Below are 18,053 nucleotides of genomic sequence, written 5' to 3' on the forward strand. Positions count from 1 at the left end.
CGTCCTGCTCCTGCATCCATTTTCAATACCTTACACCGGAAAATCACAGCCAGGACACTGTAAAACATCCGCATCATATACCAGATTGGCTTCAAACCAGAATGCATGCTTTTCCCCGAAGTCCGAGCATGCATAACAGCTGGAATCTCCACAACTTTAAAATCAAGAAGCAGCATCTGAGTAATCATATTAGTATCCGGATATTTATCATCGAAATGATTATATTTGGAATAGTATAAAACAGCTTTCCGGCTTAAACCCTGCAGTCCGGTTGTCGGATCCGCAATTTTCCGTCCAGTTGCCAAATACAGCATTTTTCGAAACAGGACAAATGCCATTTTTTTGCAAAGGAAACTTCAAACTCTGTACTCCCCTTCATGAAACGGGATCCAAGCACAATGTCCGGCGTTCTTCCATCATCATCTTTTTCCTTTAATCTCTGGTAAATTTTCGGGATATTGCACACATCGTGCTGCCCATCCGCATCCATCTGAATAACATAAAAATAGCCCCTTCGGATTGCATATTTATATCCAAGCTGCAGCCCACTGCCATATCCCAGATTAAAAACATGAGTAACCACCGCACAGCCATATTCCTTCGCCAGCCAGTTGGTATTGTCAGAAGAAGCATCGTTCATGACCAGCACATCAACAATATCTGCTATCTCCGGCTGCGCCAGCTGTTTCATGACCTTTTCTATATTTTTTTCCTCGTTGTATGCCGGAATAATCAGCAGTACCTCTTTTTGTCTCATATGTATGTCCGCCTCATTTCATTAGATTCAGCAGTTTCCAGATTTCCTCTGTCTGACCGTTCATTTTCTGTTTTGCCGCTGCTGCAAGCCGTTCCCGTTTCTTCGGATCATCCAGCAGTTCTTCTACTTTTTCGGCAATGCCTTCCGGTGTCAGCGTACAGAGAAGACCATCTTCCCCGTCCACAATCTGCTCTCTGTTTCCCGCACAGTCCGATGCAATCACAGCACAGCCAAGTGTCTGCGCTTCCTGGATGGCGATGCTTTTTCCTTCAAACCGTGTTGCATGAACGTAGAGATCACACTGTGCATAATAAGGAAACAGATTCTCTTTTGCACCCGGCAGCTGGAAATCTTCCTGCAGGCCAAGCTCTGCAATCTGCTTTTCGAGCGCATTTCTCTCGGATCCCTCTCCCAGTACATACCATCGCGCCTCATAGCCATCTTCGCGGATCTTTTTCATGGCCGGAATTGCGATGTCATATGCTTTCTGATAGGCCAGTCTTCCGACAGTTAAGATTCGAATTCCTGTATAGGAATCTGAAAAACCGCCCGGCAGCTGCGCCTCACGCGCAATCCGGTCTGTATCGAGAATATTGTGAAAAACCTGCACTTTCTTCTCATATTCCGGATAAAATTCCAGAAAATGACGGCGCGTCTCCTGCGAAACGGTAAAGATCTGATCCATCTTTTCGTAGCAGTCCCGATCCATTTCCCTTGTATAACCGGAATTGCCGTATGCAATATGGACAAAGGCAGCTTTTTTCTTAGCATTCACATGATCGGCAACGTAATAAGCAGAACCGCCTTCCAGGTAAGCAACCGCCAGATCGAAGGTTTCCGAAAATCGGTCTGCTCCATCCGAAATTACACGCCAGAGCAGCTTGTCCGGCTGAATGTTTCCAGTTTTTTTCATTCGGAAAAAATTTTGTATCACATATTGCATTTTCTTTATGGTGCGACCATGGCGGAAAAACGCCAGAAAAGATGTCTGTATCAGTTTTCTCCGCCCCGCACCGGACAGCACAGAAGCGGTACAGATTTTCTTATTTTTCACATGTACCCTCTGCGGTACCTGGGAAATCATTTCACCCTGCCCCAAAAGTACGTAAAGTGAAATTTCATATTCCTCCGCATCCAGGCGGCGCAAAAGTTCCAGCAGCGCTGTTTCCGCTCCCGCCCGGCCAAGGGTGTTGATCACAAACAAAATTTTCTTCATTCGTTCTTCCTTCTTCTATTCCCTTATAACTCTCTTGCATTTTTGCCCGTCAGTTTTTCCAGTTCTCTCAGAATTCTTTCATTCTCCTGGTTCAAAAGAGAAACCAGAATCGCCAGTTCCTGGTTTTTCATTAACAGGGAAGAGATCTGAATTGTCATCTGGTAAACGCCCCACAGAACCAGAAGCGCTGTGATCAGAAGAACAACGAGGCTCCCAAGCCCGATCCGGCTGCTCCATCCGGAAAATCTCGGAACCGCTCCGCTTAAGATTGCTGCAATTCCAAGCAGTTCCCAGGTAACTGCCAGGTTTACGGTCAGCTTCTTTTTCGCATGAAGCACGAAGGTAACGATCATAATTCCAATTCCCATCAAAATAACGCAAGCTTTTACAATTGCTGCTGTGCTCATTTACGCTTCCTCCTTCTGCTCTTGCTCTGCTTTTCTTTCATAAACCATACCGGATGGCCGTTTCCCCTTTCCCTGAGGAATCAGATTTCCACGGCAAAAGACATGTCTGTCCATGTTTTTTTCTACCCATCGCAGTCTCGCATATGCCACACTCCATCCTGCAAATGCTCCTGCTATGACCCCGGCGCCATACCAGATCACCGGTAAATGTGTTGCAATCAGACTGCCAATCCATGTCACCAGGCAAAACACGATCGCTGTCCAGATTGCCCCTGTCAGATCGTCAAAATAATACAGGAAGATAATTTCCGCATACATCAGAAACAGAATAAAATATCCAACCGCAAGTGACGGATAAATTTTCAGTGTCATACCGGAAAATCCCTCCCCTGGTAGCAGAATAACACAGATCAGATAAACCACAACAGAAATGATAAACTGTAACCGCGCCAGTGTCATCAGTTCACTGGAAAGCTGACGGAACATCCGTTTCTTCGCATTGTCAATATCGGCGCCTTTTCCGCCGATGACTGCCTCCGAGTACAGTTTATATTTTTCGTGAAAGTTCATCTCCACACGCGCAATAAAGATGATCGTTGCGGAAATGTTGGTAAACATGGCGAGACAGGATGCCATATCGTATGGCTGGTTACATACGAAACTTTTTGCAATCTCCATCCGCATATCCGTTGTCCAGAACACAAAATTGTGAATGTATAACCCAAGGATATACAAAAAGTTTGTAAAAATCAATTTCCAATATTTCCTAAAATACTGCAGTACCGGCCGGTAATGATTGCTATTTCGCACAAAATACCGGCGGATCAGCGCATTTTCCAGCGTTGCCGTCACAAAAAATCCGATCGTCAGAGAAAACAGCATACTCCATGTTGTCTCCCACTTCAGAATAAAGTGTAAAATCAGGGCAAGGACAAATGCCACCAGCATGCCGAAGAAAAAATACTGTGAAATCCGTTGATAATCTTTGCAAATAGAAAGATAAATCATCGAGTAAAAAACAAGCACCAGACTGATATAACCGCAAAAGCCACAGAATACATATGCGGTTGGTACCTTTCCCACAAAATGTTCCCAGAGACAGAACGGAATCCCCAACAGACAGCTGAGACCAATGTTCAGAAGCATACCAATATGATAGCAGGGTAAAATATCCTGATACCGCTCTTCGTAGATCACATCAGACATATAGCGGGACAGCACCGCATTAAACGGGGACGCCGTCAGAAGAGAAAAGATAAAGGTATAAAGAATCGTGCAGGAAAACAGCTCTCTTGTCACATATCCCACACTGGCAAAATCCAGCAGATATTCCATTAAAATCAGATTGATAATGATGACAAACATGGGCGCAACCGTCACTACGGTGCTGTAGAAAAATCCAACCAGATTTGTCGTAAGTGTATTTTTTTCAAAAATCCGATTCAGCCGAACTCCGATTCCTGCCATATCCTCTTCCTCCTTTTTTGTGCCTGCTCCGGTTTTACTTTTCCTTATCCGGCAGTTTTACCGATTCTTCCTTCCACTCCAGCCCCATCTGTTCTGCGAAATCCCGGTAAATCTCCCAGTATGTTTTCTGCATATATTCTACTCTATATTTCTCCATCACACGGCGATAGCCGGTCTCTCCCATTTCCAGGCGCATTTTTTCATTTGCCGCCATATCCAGCATCGCCTGCGCGATTTCTTCAATATTCATGATATGCGTGACAATTCCGGCCGCACCGAAATCATCACTTTCCCCGTAAATCAGTCCATAGCAGTTTCCGACATCCGTTGCAATCACCGGCTTATGCGCCGCATAGCTTTCCAGAATGGTCAGCGGCTGTCCCTCACTTATGCTGGTCAGAATGGTCACATCCATTCTTCCAAGATAATCGCGGATATTGATTCTTCCGGTAAAAACAACATCCGGGATTTCCATATCCGAGACAAGCTGGAAACACTCCTCGGCATATTCCCGGTCTTCTTCCCATGGTCCCATAATCCAGAGTTTCAGACGGTCATCTTTTTCTTTCGCAAAACCAAATGCCTGAATCATCGTTTTGACATCTTTAATCGGGGTCACACGCAGTACCGCACCGATGTTGATTTTTCCTTCATCTTCTTCCGTTTTCCCCGGAATATTCTGCAGATTTTCCACACGGATTCCGTTTGGCGTGACCATGGTTTTTTCGATCGGGCAGCCAAGTTCGATCTGCAGTTCCCGTGCATGTTCAAACAGTGATGTAATGAGCGTCCCTTCGTTGTACGCCAGCTTTGACATTTTTCGAAACTGATCGATCCAGATATTTTTATAGATTCCTTCTACCATTTGGCTTTGATCAGTTCTTCTTCCCGCTCTCTGGTGTAAATTCCGTGCTCAGAAATCAGGAGACGGCTGCCGTAGAAGTGTTTTGCCATGGCACCAAGAACCCCCGCATAACCGGTTGCAACACAGTGGTACAAATCGGCACGCGGTATTTCCGTCTGCATGGTGAGAAACAGCGGCAGATAAATCGAACGCATCGTCCACAGGAAATCAGAAAAGACAATCTGACTGTATTTCAGATTATAGCAGTCTCTGACCGCATTCAGAAAATCCTCCCCCATCAGTAGCGCATTCAGGGAAACATTTTCTTTCTGGAAAAGGTCAAACAAAACATCCCACTCGATGTCCTGATCCAGAATCAGACTGCGCAGTGCCTGATACTGTTCTTTTTTCAGCCGTTTTCTGTGCAGTTTCTTGCTGCCGCTCCAGTCCACATCGTCAAGATAAAGTTCATAGACCGCAGACACATTTTTCGGCAATTCATAGGCATATTTTCCCCGCTGGGAACGATTTGCCGCAATTGCAAGAATCACAAATTCCGTTTCCGGAAACAGCTGGATCAGGCTGTGTACCCAGCTTGAAACACCTCCTACGACGAAAGGGTAGCATCCTTCCGCAACAATGCAGACTCTCATTCGTTTTTCGCCCCTTTCTCATAGTAATACCGTTGATCCGATGCTCCAAGCGTAATCCTTACCTCACTTTGCTCTGCGCGAATCAGCCACGCGGAATCTTCAAGTTTTTCTGCTGTTCCGCCTGTAACTTTTCTGACATCTTCATTGTGCGTGCGAAGAACATAATACGCTGTTTCATCGGTTCCTGTTGTCCTTAATGTGATGGCATTGTCTTCTCTGTCATCTTCATAACGGGAATTCAGAAATGTCCGGATTCTGGTGTCACATTCCGATACGGTCGTGCCGTCAAAACCGGAGAATAGCTTCCAGTACGTAGAAAGATTCGCCGCAAATTCCTTGCCGATATTTTCCCAGCGATCCTCTTCTGTTTTCGGATAAAGAATAGCATCCAAATCCAGCAGAACACTGGTATATCCAAGTGCAGATTCCACACTCTTTACTTTCATCCAGGAACGGTATGTAAATTGCTCCTCTTCTTCCGATATCACTTTCTGGCTTGTAACCTGATCGTTCTGATATCTTACAATATCCCCCTCGGTATCCTTGGCTTTTACAACCGTACGAATCTGTTCAAGAACAGGCTGCTGCAATGCTTTTTCCATTTCTTCATCCGTCTGTTCTCCAGCGTAAAAAGAAGAAAAAGCAAACGTATTCAATTTTTTTTGCATGAACTCCTGATCTTCCTGCAGTTTCTGTATCACATCCGTTTCTGACTCACAAGTACCGGAAAGCCCTGTTTCCCCTTTTTGCTCATTAATCAGTTTCACATAATAGTTCAGCATACTGCCATCTGGTTTTGTTGTACTGCTGTAATCAAGCTTCGGCGCCAGCATACAGGTCAGTCCGAGATGATTCTTTTCATAAACAGAAGCAAAAGAGGGCCAGATGATATCACGGTTAACAGCTGTTGCTGTGTTGCCGTAAATCTCCTGCATCTGTGCTGTATTTTCCTCTGTCAGAACCGGAAAATTAGCAGCAATCAGATTCTGTGCATTTACGACCGGGTAAATCAGATAATCTCTTGTCTCGTAAAGCATTCCGGTCAGGATTCCAAGTCCCGTTTCATCCTCCATATAATCTCCGTTTACTGCAAAAACATAGGCATTTCCCGTACTTTTTCGCCAGATTGCAACGGGATGTTCCTGCACTTTTAAGGTACTGTCTTCCGGAATACCTTTCATATAAGCTTTCGTACCACCTGCCAGTTTAAACCACGGAAAAGTCAGTTCAAGATCCTGCATCTTTTTCTCTTCCTGTTTCTTCGCCTCATAAATGTTTTCTCCGCCAAGCATCAGATTCGCATACAAATCCATTCCCTTCACCGTTACCTGATCTGCTGTAATTTTTTTGATGCCAAGCAATTCCATGAATTTCTGATTCTTTTTTATCACAGAAACATCAGGCAGATTTGCAAATACAAGATGAATCCCCTGTTCTGTACATTTTTGCAGTTCCACGGTATCCTTTACGGTTGTCCAGTCTATATTTTCCGAATTCACAATCACCATTTCCGGCAGCCTGGTATCTTTTTTCTCCATTGCTTTCTCATATTTTGTTATCGATGAATAGACTGCTGACTCATATTTCATATACCGGCACCATTCCTGAACAACGGTACCGATAGAGTCGCTCTTTTCTGCTCCGATATAAACAATGGTTCCCCTGCTGCCCTCTATGTTAATCTGATCGGAAGCATCCACTGCTCCAAATGCTCCGCTTCCATCCGCTAACGTTTCTTTATCCTTCGCATATGCATTTGTATCGTAATAGTTCAGCTTTTCTCTTGCCACATTCAATCCCTGGAATAAGAAAAGAACGATCGCCATAATGATTGTAATTGCTACAAAATTTCTACGCGAAACCATCTCTATTCTTCCTCGCTTCCTGCCTTTGGCGTTGGATTGTTATATCCGTAATCAATTGCAAAATTGTACGGACTGTTTACGTTCTGCTGTACACGATAACAAATAAAACTGTCTGTTTCATAATAGACTTCCATCTCGTCTGGATAAAGTTCTTTAAATTTCTGTGTCCAGTAATAAATATGGCACATCGTATACCACCGGTTTTCTGCAAAATACGGTTCAATTCCGCCTGCTGACGGAAGGGATGCTTCTGCTCCCTCCACGGTTACTTCTTTGTGGTTGGTACTTCCCGCATAATCAATTGGAATTTTTTCCACAAAAAAATATACATTCTGTGTCGGCATAATGATCTCCGGATTTTTTTCCAGATCCTGCAGTTCACGCAGAAAAGTAATGGTCTCATAATGGTAGCCGTAAAACTCCGTCATTCGAAGTTCATCATCGGCAGAGCAGATGGTCCAGGTGAAATTCCTGTTTTCTTTTAAAATATTGGTAACGCAGGCAATCGCTCCATTATCTTCCAGAGCGTCTACAACAATCGGCTTTCTCAGAAGACCATTTGATATCACAGCAGAAACCGCTATGACTAAAGTAAGGATAGATGCAACATTGCTGACCCATCTTTTCTTCCACCATCGTATCAGGAGATGTACGATGGCATCTGCTCCCAGCGTCCATGAAAAACAAACCGAATAGCAAAGGAAAATGCTGCAGCGGTTTGGATCCATCAATGCCGGCAAATGCAGCAGGGATGCACATTGCAGACAGCACATACAGAGCAGATAAAAGGCAGTGGAAAAAATCACTCCCGCAAAATCAATCTCCCGTAAAAGCACCATCAAACTTCCAAGCGCAGCCAAAAGCACAATACTTCCCAGGGTAATTTCCACAATATATGGTTTTACATTCATCACATTTACGCGAATGCTGCTTCGAACTGCTGCAAATTTTTCTTTTAAACGTTCCTTTAATGGCTTCTGCTGCTCCTTCGCTTGTTCTGCCAGTTTCTCTTCAGCCGCTTTTTTCAGCGCCTCGACCTGTGATGCACTGACTGTTGAGCCGCCATCCCTGTTTTCTGTCCCCTCACTTTCCGAAATGGTGCTCAGCTCTGTATTTTCCACCAGAGAATCTGTCGCTTCCGTTTCATCATCCTTTCCTCCATTGATAACACTTAATCCCCAGTACAGGGATCCCTGCAGTCCTTTTCCCATCGCAACACCCGCCGCCATGGGCAGTACAGAAAGCAGCACACTCAGGATTCCCGTTGCCATAATTCTGCGGAAATACTTCCACCGGGCAAACCGGAAACAAAAGCCGACTGCAACGCCAATGCAAAACAGCCCGGCGATCATCGTGCTGTAAAAGTGGATCGTCAGCGTAAGCGAAAATCCAATGGCAAACTGGATCAGATACCAACGGCAGTTTTGATCCAGTTCTTTTTTTTCATTCTCTTCTGCCTTCTGCTCTTTTGCAAATTCCTGAAAAAAACGGATCGCCATGCAGACAGACGTCAGAATAAAGATCATACTGAATTCCTGCGGCAGCGCACCTTCAAATCTTGCATACGTATTCCGGTTAAAAATATCCATCACATAGAACAGCACGCCAAGATATGGAGTAAATCTTCCCTTGCACACCATTTTCAGCGCCACAACCATTGCCAGATATACAAAATATGTCTGCACTACGCCAAAGATCCGCAGCAAGACATACGTTTTGATCCCAAACACCATATGCAGATAATAAATCACGATGTGAAATCCATACGGGTACACACCTGCAACCCAGATGTTGTTCCGATCCAGCTCATTGATCCAGTAGTTGTGTACCGGGATATCACTGGCTTTATAACCGTAAGCTTCGATCATATTCGGCCCATAGACATACGTAATTGCCGCAATCGCGGCCCCCATCACAGCAAGCTCCAGCAGCACATTCAGCCATTGCTTTCTTTTTCCACGGAAAAACCGCCTGTAAATGGTCCCTCGCAGCTGCACAAGCGAAGTTTTCTTTCCACGTTCTCCACTCAGCAGACGCTCTACATTCTCCAGAACCCACTCGATCACACCTGGAATCTTACTTCTTCTTTTCCAGATCCACACCAGAAGAAACGGCCCCACGGTGCCTGCCGTCAGTGTCACACGATTGCTGATATGAAGAAACTGCAGCAGATATACCAGATAGATGATATAAAAATTTCCCGCAAAAAAATATCCGGTCAGCTGTTCCGCAGCAGAAAAACGGCGGAACCGCTTCCGGAGTACCAGCCATGGGAGGAACAAAGTTACAATGCCATATGCCGCGACAATTTCCAGAAACTGTAAAATTGTAAGCCATTTCATTGTCATAATCTCTGTTCCTCCTTTCTGCTTTTCTTTTTCTTCCTGCTTAACTGAAAATCCGGATCAGCTCCAGCGTCTCATTATCAATAATAATATCAGACTCTTTCAGTTCCTGCAAAACTTCGAAGAATTTCTCTTTTTCCCCCATTGTGAAATACAGTTTTAACCGGCAGGTATACGCTGCCAGCGCATTTCCGTGCTGCCGTGCCAGACGCATACACCACTTTTCGGTTTCCGGAATTTTTTTTAAATCCAGAAGTTTCAGGCACAGTCCCTCGTACCGGTCTGCCGTAATTCGTGCACCGTTTTTCTGGTACAGCGATTCGGCCGCTTCTTCCAGCATATTGACATACTTGGTCTGCTCCATTGTTGTAAAAATTTTCTGACTTAAAATTCGATTCATATAATCGATCAGCATTTCTTCACATTCTGTTTCCGTCTCTGTTTCCTGCTGCATCTGCGTGTACATTTTCTGCACATTGGACCGGAAATCGTTCAGCTCATCCCGCAATACCGAGGCCGCATAATGGGATGTCTCAGAATCTTCGCTGTTCAGTGCCATGGTAATGGATTCCAGGGATTTTTGCATATCTCCGCGGATCACATTCAGCATCAGCATACGCATATTCCGCTTGTCACTGACGGCAAGCGATTCTTCCAGCGGCGCCATGTTGCGCTCCCGCTCCTCGTCCGCTTTCAGATGTGTCTGCACACGTTCCTTGCTGAAAATAACATCTTCCAGATCGACCGCCTGGCGGAATACCGTCTTGTAAATCAGATAACTGCACAGAAAAAATGCCGGACCGACGACCGGGCAGAGAACCATGACGATAAAACGAATAAAAAATGCTCTCCGATTGTCGTACTGAATCTCCTCCCCCTGCTCTCTTTTCAGATCACACGCCGGAACATAAAGGAAAATTCCAACCAGCAGATACACAAGCGCAATCAGAGCATTCACGATCCACAGGATCACAAACGCCAGTGTTCCGTTTATGCTCATGCGGCCACCTCCCCATTTGCAATTGTACTCTCATATCCAGCTTCTGCAAAACGAGTAATAACACCCAGCGCATTCTTTTCCTCTGTATCCGAAAGCAATACATACAGGCCGCCATCCAGCATTCCGACGTAATCGGTCTGTCGCAGTTTCTTTCCGAGCACCTCTGCTGCTTCCAGATATTTTTCTTCTCCGCAGGTAATCTTTACCAGGGAACATTCTGTCAGTCCATTCCGCTTTGCCTCAAAAAACGCACTTACCAGCTGTGTAAATGCCTCTTTTTCCAAAATGCTGCTGTTGCCCAGATAACGGTGCTCCCGGAGTGCTTCCAGATAACGGTTTGCACGGACAACCGCATTCTGAATCAGATAGCTGATGACCGTCAGACGATTGGACTCGGCCAGGTTCATGCGGTCCCACGGAAGTCCCCACAGCATCAGAATGATCTGCATTTCATCCTCCGCATAAATGGCCTGCGCCATCAGCGGATAGCGCTCATCCATCGTCTTGTTGATGAATACGCGGCGTTCTTTCAGATCCGTATACATCGCTTCCATCTCCGGGTAGCGGATGGAATTTCCCAGCTTTCTGGCCGTCGGCGAAGTAAAGGAAAAGAGACGCGCATACGACTGGTTGGCAACGGTGTAAACCGCCACATCCTCCGTATTCATCAGCTTGGAAATCGTCTGTGCTGCATAGAAAAGCACCTCATAGGCACCGTATTGATCCAGTGACGATGTAATTTCATAAATTTTTCCAAGACTGTCCTTCTGGTTGACAAGCTGCAGTTCAAAAATCTGTTTCATCCGCACATTGCTGTCGTTGATCTCAGTCATATCGCCAAGCTGTCCGTGCAGATAGCTGATCTCCTCCTGATCGTCCTTTTTGATATGATGAATCTGGTCACGCATGTAACCGACTACCATGCCCAGGATAAAAAGCTGCGCCATCCAGATATACGTACTGTAATCCATCAGCACTTCCAGACCGCTCTGGTTATACATCTGGCGGAAACAGTAGCCAGCCGTCGCCAGAAGCGCTGAGAAGATCGCCTGCTGCTGTCCATACACAATCGCAAACAAAAGCACATACAAAAGATACGCATCCAGCTTTGCAAAATACTGGCTGCCGACCGCACGGTTATGAATCATAAAGAACGGGATAAAACAGATCAGGTTTTCCAGATACGGAGCCAGCATGCGGAAAATCCGCACCAGCAGTCTCCAGACCCGGTTGCCCCATCCGGCGCCCGTATCTTCTCTCTGTAAAAAGGAACTGCTGTATTTCTTCATATACTCTACAACAGCTTTTACGCCTTCTTCGTATGGGACAAAAATTTTTCCGTCAAATTCTTTCCTGTACCGTCTGCCATCCAGCACCAGGCGATAGCCCTCTCCGACGGTATCATCCCGAATCGTCGTTCCGTCTCCCGCATTCTGCTGAATCAGCTCTGCCAGTTTCATCTGACTGATGACCTCGCCGGAAGAAATGTGATACAGCGGATATTTCGGATGCTCTGCCATCATCACGCGGTACGCAAACTCCACCGCATCGCTCTGATAAATCATGGAAAAAACATTTCGGCTGTTTGCTGCAATCTGATTGGTTTTCAGCATTTCCAGCATCATCTGGAAACATGGGTTATTGTCGGCCTTTCCTTTCCGTGGAATATCATACATATGATCGAAGCGCAGAACCCGCGTGTCCATCTCTCTGGTGTCACGATAGCTTTTGCAGATATTTTCTCCCTGCAAAATCGCCATTGCCTGAAAGCTTTTGGACGATGCCGGTTCCGTTTCGTGGATATCGCTGCTGTAAGACCGGCCATAAACAACTTCGGAAGACAGGTACACAAAACGACCATTTTGTTTAAATGCATACGCCGAAAGAAGGTTCGTCAGATCTGCGGTGTAACGGACCGACTCTCTTCTGGCATCACTCCAGTCATAGTTGGTATCGTAAGCTCCGAGAAAAATAACAAGATCCGGGTTTACATTGGTAAAAATTTCCCGCACGCTCTCGCTGTCGTAGGGGAAATTATACCGTTCGAAGACGCGGCGGTACTTTCCTCTTCCATCCCGCTTTCCGGTCAGCAGATATGTCTTATGTCCGTCTTTTTCCATTTTGGTGATCAGAGCATCCATCAGTCTGCTCTCGCCGCCGACTAAAAATACTATCATACGCTACCTCGCCGTTTTCGTAGATTTTTCAAACACGCTCCAGGATACCATAGTTTCGGAATGTTTCCAGCACTGCGTTTACGTCCTCCTGCACTTCCTCCGCCGGCATATCGTAAGCTTTTCCGAGCCGTTTTGCAATCTCTTTTGCAGATACGGCATCGCCGGTCTGCTCGTAAATAAAAGCTGCTGTTTCACTCAGTGTGAGTACCTGATTCATCTTTTCCGCCGTCGCCCCATATGGAATCAGAACATATTCGTCTGCAATCTGTCTGAGTACAAAATCACCTTTTCTGGTCATTTTTATCTCCATTCTTCTGCGTCTTGCTTTTCTTTCTTACCTCAGAGAAAAACAAGGATACTAATAGTTCTATTATAGCCCTACCCAATTGCATTGTAAACTTTATTTTGCTTTTTATTGATATCTGTAATAAAGTTTTATTTCTCTGCACTTTCTTTTTCCATTTTGTGATATACTAAAACATATTTGAAAAATCTTTTCCCCAAAGGAGTATCTTATGCAGCCGCTTGATGCCGTTTATTTACAGATTTTAAAAAATTTATGCACGGATTTGTCCGAACCGGTCCCGCTTGATGGTGTGGATCCGTCCGCCTTATACCGTCTGGCCGAAAAACACTGTTCGCTTCCGTTTCTTCTGCCATATTTTGAACAGCAGCCGCAGTTTTCTGCTCTCAAACAGCAGACGAAGCAGATGCTGCTCTCCTATTATCAGCTGGAACATTTTACACGCCTTACTTTTTCGCTCCTCCTTGCGGAGAAGATTCCCTGCTTTCTCTTAAAGGGCATCAGTCTCGCCGCCAATTATCCCATTCCCGAATATCGGAAGCTGGGAGATCTGGATCTTTATATTCCCGAAAAAGATGCTTTTTCCCGTGCCTGCCGGATTCTTAACGCTCATGGCTACACGGAGGAGCCGGAGGAGAGCGATCACCATGTCACCTACCGCTTCACTTTTCCCGAGACTGGCCGCTCCTTTACGCTGGAACTCCATTACCGCATCGTCGGTATTTATCAGTTTTCCCGGGCCAATGAACTGGTGGACGAAATTTTTTCCGCCAGTCATCTGAAACCATCTTTCGTGGAACTCTACGGTCAGACCTATCCGGTACTGCCGCCAACGGAAAATGTGTTTTACATGCTGCATCACATGCTCAAGCATTACCTCTACAGCGGTTTTGGCAGCCGTCTGCTCTGCGATTTCACTCTGTATCTGGAACGTTATGCCTCCGAGGTTAATTTTGAAAAAATCCACTTCTGGTGCCGGGAATCGAAAATTTTTCATCTGTATGAGCTGATTCTGGAATCCTGCCGTATTTATTTCGGTCTTTCTGCCTCCATTGATCCGCAGGTTCACTGCTCTGCCTCTGACTGTGCCATTTTTCTGGAAAAAATTCTCGCAGACGGCGATTTCGGCAGTGATACACAGAGAAAAATTGTCAGCAGCGGTTCCTACCAGCACACCGGTATCCATGCCTGGTTCCACGAAGGCCATATTCAGATGAAGCTGCGGTTCCCAAAGCTTCATAAATGCGTACTTCTCTGGCCGGTTCTCTGGGTCATCACATTTTTCTGTTTCCTGTCCAACACCTACCGTATCCGCCACACGACACTGCGGCAGACGCTGGCAGACTTCCGGGCCGATAACCGGAAGACCAAGCTGTTAAAAATCTTCGACAACAACGATTTGCAATAAAACGAAAAACGAGTAAGCGAACGTCTCCCCTGTTCACTTACTCGTTTTTCTGTTCTGTCAATCTATGGGAATGCGTCTTCCCTCTGCCTATCCCCTTGCAAAGGTTCCACGCCTGTTTTTAATAAAAATGCTGATATCCGATCTGAATTCCGCTGCCGTAGCCGCTGTTGAAATACAGGCATCCGCCAACCGGGCTCTCACCTGCAAGTGCAGCCTGTGCAGCTGCGTAACAGTCACTTCTCGCTCCGCGTGCGAGCACACTCTGGAAAGTTCCGGTCGCAACCGGTGTAAACTGTCCACTCTGATAAATAACGCCGGAAATGCTGTTCGGGAAGGAACCGCTGTTGACACGGTTTACTACAACCGCTCCGACTGCCACCATTCCTGTGTAGCTCTCGCCGCCTGCCTCGCACTCGATCAGTGCTGCAAGCATTGCCACATCATTGCTGTCTGCGGAAATTACCGATGCACTGCCTGCTGTGGAGGCTGCTGCTGCGCTGCTTGCCGCACAGGCCTGTGATGCCTGGTATTCCTCCATGGAAACAGCACCTTTTAACTCCTCTGAAAGTGTCACATAGTCTCCATGAACGTATGCGCTGCTTCCGCTGTACTGGATCTGATACCAGTCAGCCTCTTCGCCGAATATGCTGACTTCACCATTCTGTGTCAGTGTTCCAACCTGCGCGGAATCTGTGGATGCTGCCTCACGGACACGAAGGCTGTCCGCCTGAACAACTCCGGTGATACCGCACATATTGCGGTAATGTGCTTTTGCCTCTTCCCCAAATACCAGATATTCATTCTTTATGTAGCCTTCTACACCATTGGAAGAGATCTTGCTCCACTCGTCTCCTTTTTCTGTTACAGTAACCGCATAGCCCGGCATCAGACTCCGACGATCTCGGAATCTGCGTTTGCCTCGCTGCGGATGTTGACATATCCTTCTACGTTTGCTGCAGCCATTGTGCTCCAGTCTGTTTTATTTAAAATGGTTTCTTCCTTTGTCTCTGCTTTTACGGGTGCAGCCATGATGACAGTCAGTGTGAGCACGCTCCCCAGGATGCCCGGCACATAACTTTTTTTGAATGTCATACTTACCTCCTGAATAATTATTACGTTTTTGTTACATCTTGTTACAAACCGATTCTACCAGTGTTACATCTTTTTGTCAACTAGAATATTTCGACAACATTCCTGTCTTTTCCCATCGTTTTTTTCATAGAACCCACAATTTTTCACCACTTTTCCGCTTTTTTGACGAATTGGATCGGTTTTTATTCCCACTTTTTCTTCTGCATGCGGCCTGCCTGGAATACTTTTCCGTGTCTTGTTTCCTTCTTTTTATTTTGCTTTTGTTTCACATTCTGCCCTTTCTGCCCTCTTTTTCCGCAAATATTTTTTAAGAAATTGTGACAGTTCTTTTTCTATTTTTCGACATGCATTACAAACCTTTTCCACTTTTGACGCATTTTCAAATTTTCTTTTAACTTTTTATTTTTACATGATATTTCTTTCTACATATGGTATAATCTTTAAAAAGAAAGAAAATTTATATTTTATCAATTATTTTTCTTTCAATTTATACGTGAAACTTACCGCAGGAAAATAAAACAGACCGACATTAGAAACCGATCAGGTGAAAGGAGGATGTCATATGTTACACAGCACACAGACAACGAAAAAACACACAGGAAATTTGATTCTGAGATTCGGAATGGCAGGCCTCCTGGCGGCCGGATTATTTTTTTCCGCTCCGTATTCGGCAGCAGCCGAGACAGTTCCAAGTGCAGAAAATACAGACGCCGGTGAAATTACCATTCACTTCACCCATTACGATGCACAGGACCTGGAATTCTATCTGAACACCGATCAGGCGGCCCTTGCTTTTACCGATGCTGCCCTGACATTTCAGGATTCCACAATGGATGCGCCGGTCACCATGTCATATCTTTCCGATGATGGTTCCTATGTCCTGTATCAGAACAGCGAACCGGTCGAGGAAGTAAACGGAACGTTCTCCGTATCGATGGTTACGGAACCTGGCTACACACTGGATATGGATCAGATTTCCTTCTATGTTAATGGACAGGCCGTTTCCAATGGCGGTTCCGTTGTGATTACGGATTCTTCGGCGGCGATGACTTCTCTTGTTTACTGTACCGCAATCCCGGAAACACCGGCAACTGACCCGGAGCCATCTCTTCCAGAAGAGCCATCTGCACCGGAAGTTCCGGAAGAACCGGCCGCTCCAGAACCATCCGTTCCGGAACAGCCATCCGCACCGGCAGAAACCCCAACCGTGGTACAGCCATCTGCTTCGGAACAGCCGGCACAGGAAAATATTCTTCCGGAAACCGCAGCTCCTGCATCCAAAACCGCACCGGAACAGGTTCCTGCATCCGAACCGATCGCAGCAGAACCGATTGCCAGCGCAGTTGTTACAGAAGACGAAGAAGTTGATCTTTCCACCATCACCCGGAAGTTACCGCATCCGCTGTTACTTCTTCCAGCCAGCTTCCAGCCGCAACGCAGATTGTACCATCTGTCAGAACAACAGACCCGGATGCACAGATTATTACTTCGGAAACTGCAGCTCTTGAAAATGCCGCACAGACCGAGAATACACAGACTGCACACACAGGAATCGGCTCCTGGTTCCATCAGCGAACAAATCAGATCCTCGCAGTCATGATCGCTGTGATCCTGCTTCTGATCCTGATCGAATCACTTCTGGCACTAAAGGATTCCATGAATCAGAAAAGATCGCATCGCTTCTATTAAAAATAAGGTCCATAATAAAAAATAAGCATACAAAAAGAAGGAACGTATCTCATGAAACATGGGATACGTTCCTTCTCTTATATTATTTTTTATCCTCTTTTTTTCGCAGCCGCTTTCTGAATCTCACAGAAATCGTGCAGCGCCTGACGGCCGATTTTTACAATTTTACGGATGTTGATGGAATTTGTTCCTCCCTGACGCGGCTTGAAGCTGATCGGGATGAAACGGATTTTCCGGTGAAAATACGCTCCGAAGGCAGTCAGCAGTGCGTTCGGCAGATTGTAGTTTTCCGGCATCAGCGGCAGATACTCGGCCACGTAGTCTGTTTTCATCAGACGGAACGGGGCATTTGCATCCGGCACGGATACGTGGAAATAGGTCCAGAGCACCGCGCACAGCACTTTTTCCACGACAGCGCGGGAAAAGCCGTCGCCGCGGCTTGTGCGGTTTCCGAAAATGGCGTCGTAGCCTCGCGGATCTGCCAGAACTTTTCGAACTCCTCCGGATCGGTCTGACCGTCGGAATCGGTCTGGAAGATATAGTCCGCACCGTTTTCAAGTGCATAGCGGTAGCCGTACAGAACGGTGGAACCGTGGCCGCCGTTTGGCTTCGTCAGCACGGTGAGCAACGGGTGGGTTTCGCACTCTGCTGAAGCAATTTCATACGTATCGTCGCGGCTTCCGTCGTTGATGATCACAAGACGGGACGCACCGCCGCCGTTATGCTTCTCCACGACGGGACACCATTCCTCGATCGTTCTTTTGATATTTTCCGACTCATTATAGGCTGGTATTACAATATATAAGGTATCCATTGGTATTCTCCTTGC

At 46.0% G+C, this 18,053-nt stretch carries 15 protein-coding genes and 1 pseudogene; 2 read left to right on the forward strand and 14 right to left on the reverse strand.

Translation table 11 applies throughout. From position 1 onward, the window contains the following. Window positions 1-253: 253 nt before the first annotated feature. From DXA55_RS18520 to DXA55_RS06415, 10 genes and pseudogenes are all read right to left on the reverse strand, one after another. Window positions 254-757, reverse strand: coding sequence for a glycosyltransferase family 2 protein (locus DXA55_RS18520; protein WP_330415139.1), 504 nt, complete (start codon window positions 755-757; stop codon window positions 254-256). A gap of 13 nt (window positions 758-770) precedes the next feature. Next, window positions 771-1,973, reverse strand: a complete 1,203-nt coding sequence (locus DXA55_RS06375) for a glycosyltransferase (protein WP_022461100.1) — start codon at window positions 1,971-1,973, stop codon at window positions 771-773. A gap of 23 nt (window positions 1,974-1,996) precedes the next feature. Next, entirely contained in the window at window positions 1,997-2,380 is a 384-nt protein-coding gene (locus tag DXA55_RS06380; protein WP_055220892.1) for a DUF2304 domain-containing protein, read from the reverse strand. Beyond that, window positions 2,381-3,847, reverse strand: a complete 1,467-nt coding sequence (pelG, locus tag DXA55_RS06385) for an exopolysaccharide Pel transporter PelG (RefSeq protein WP_022461102.1) — start codon at window positions 3,845-3,847, stop codon at window positions 2,381-2,383. Between the two features lie 34 nt (window positions 3,848-3,881). Continuing rightward, window positions 3,882-5,344: pseudogene (gene pelF, locus DXA55_RS06390) on the reverse strand (GT4 family glycosyltransferase PelF). Beyond that, a complete protein-coding gene (locus DXA55_RS06395; RefSeq protein WP_055220894.1) occupies window positions 5,341-7,209 on the reverse strand; it encodes a DUF2194 domain-containing protein in 1,869 nt (622 codons plus the stop codon). Before DXA55_RS06395 ends, pelF begins: the two are co-directional and overlap by 4 nt. A 2-nt stretch (window positions 7,210-7,211) precedes the next feature. Then, on the reverse strand, window positions 7,212-9,557 hold the full coding sequence (locus DXA55_RS06400) for a hypothetical protein (protein WP_117813386.1): 2,346 nt from the start codon (window positions 9,555-9,557) through the stop codon (window positions 7,212-7,214). 40 nt (window positions 9,558-9,597) lie between these two features. After that, on the reverse strand, window positions 9,598-10,554 hold the full coding sequence (locus tag DXA55_RS06405) for a hypothetical protein (RefSeq protein WP_022461106.1): 957 nt from the start codon (window positions 10,552-10,554) through the stop codon (window positions 9,598-9,600). Then, the gene (locus tag DXA55_RS06410; protein ID WP_117813388.1) at window positions 10,551-12,731 is read right to left on the reverse strand and encodes an NAD-dependent epimerase/dehydratase family protein; all 2,181 of its coding nucleotides are present in this window, start codon (window positions 12,729-12,731) and stop codon (window positions 10,551-10,553) included. Before DXA55_RS06410 ends, DXA55_RS06405 begins: the two co-directional genes overlap by 4 nt. Before the next feature lie 28 nt (window positions 12,732-12,759). Next, window positions 12,760-13,029, reverse strand: coding sequence for a PqqD family protein (locus tag DXA55_RS06415; RefSeq protein ID WP_022461108.1), 270 nt, complete (start codon window positions 13,027-13,029; stop codon window positions 12,760-12,762). A gap of 217 nt (window positions 13,030-13,246) precedes the next feature. Here DXA55_RS06415 and DXA55_RS06420 point away from each other — a divergent pair, with 217 nt between their 5' ends. Beyond that, the gene (locus DXA55_RS06420; protein ID WP_022461109.1) at window positions 13,247-14,443 is read left to right on the forward strand and encodes a nucleotidyltransferase domain-containing protein; all 1,197 of its coding nucleotides are present in this window, start codon (window positions 13,247-13,249) and stop codon (window positions 14,441-14,443) included. A 118-nt stretch (window positions 14,444-14,561) separates the two neighbouring features. Here DXA55_RS06420 and DXA55_RS06425 read toward each other — a convergent pair whose 3' ends face one another. Together DXA55_RS06425 and DXA55_RS06430 are read right to left on the reverse strand one after the other, a co-directional pair. Beyond that, window positions 14,562-15,329, reverse strand: a complete 768-nt coding sequence (locus tag DXA55_RS06425) for a cell wall hydrolase (RefSeq protein WP_117813390.1) — start codon at window positions 15,327-15,329, stop codon at window positions 14,562-14,564. After that, on the reverse strand, window positions 15,329-15,535 hold the full coding sequence (locus DXA55_RS06430) for a hypothetical protein (RefSeq protein ID WP_117813392.1): 207 nt from the start codon (window positions 15,533-15,535) through the stop codon (window positions 15,329-15,331). Before DXA55_RS06430 ends, DXA55_RS06425 begins: the two co-directional genes overlap by 1 nt. A 562-nt stretch (window positions 15,536-16,097) precedes the next feature. Here DXA55_RS06430 and DXA55_RS06435 point away from each other — a divergent pair. Continuing rightward, window positions 16,098-17,135 carry a hypothetical protein gene (locus tag DXA55_RS06435; protein ID WP_117813394.1) on the forward strand — a complete coding sequence of 346 codons (1,038 nt, stop codon included), beginning with the start codon at window positions 16,098-16,100 and terminating at the stop codon, window positions 17,133-17,135. A gap of 178 nt (window positions 17,136-17,313) precedes the next feature. Here the strand turns inward: DXA55_RS06435 and DXA55_RS18525 are convergent, their stop codons facing one another. Beyond that, window positions 17,314-17,613: a hypothetical protein gene (locus tag DXA55_RS18525; protein WP_330415140.1), complete on the reverse strand. Its 300-nt coding sequence runs from the start codon at window positions 17,611-17,613 to the stop codon at window positions 17,314-17,316. Beyond that, the gene (locus DXA55_RS06440; RefSeq protein WP_330415141.1) at window positions 17,556-18,038 is read right to left on the reverse strand and encodes a glycosyltransferase family 2 protein; all 483 of its coding nucleotides are present in this window, start codon (window positions 18,036-18,038) and stop codon (window positions 17,556-17,558) included. The genes DXA55_RS18525 and DXA55_RS06440 overlap by 58 nt, the downstream gene beginning before the upstream one ends. Window positions 18,039-18,053 lie beyond the last annotated feature (15 nt).

It is taken from the genome of Blautia sp. OF03-13 (assembly GCF_003460685.1).
Classification (GTDB): Bacteria; Bacillota; Clostridia; order Lachnospirales; family Lachnospiraceae; genus Fusicatenibacter; species Fusicatenibacter saccharivorans.